General features: G+C 46.2%; 1 tRNA gene. It reads left to right on the top strand.

The annotated features are described in order from the left end of the window. Window positions 1–83 precede the first annotated feature (83 nt). Window positions 84–160: transfer RNA gene (locus ASF99_RS14005), tRNA-Ile, on the top strand. The last annotated feature ends 80 nt before the right edge of the window (window positions 161–240 follow it).

The raw sequence follows: 240 nt of genomic DNA, 5'->3' as shown, positions 1-240 counted from the left end.
CAGCTGGATAGAGTACTTGACTACGAATCAAGGGGTCGGGAGTTCGAATCTCTCAGGGTGCACCATATTTTGTTTGCTTTGACGGGCCTATAGCTCAGCTGGTTAGAGCGCACGCCTGATAAGCGTGAGGTCGGTGGTTCGAGTCCACTTAGGCCCACCATTTTCAAAACAAACAATGACGAACTTTGAAAACTGAACGATGAGGCAAAAATCGTATTCTACGGAATACAAAAACGAATG

It is taken from the genome of Exiguobacterium sp. Leaf187 (assembly GCF_001423925.1).
Lineage (GTDB): Bacteria > Bacillota > Bacilli > Exiguobacteriales > Exiguobacteriaceae > Exiguobacterium_A > Exiguobacterium_A indicum.
This window is presented reverse-complemented; position numbering and strand designations above follow the sequence as displayed.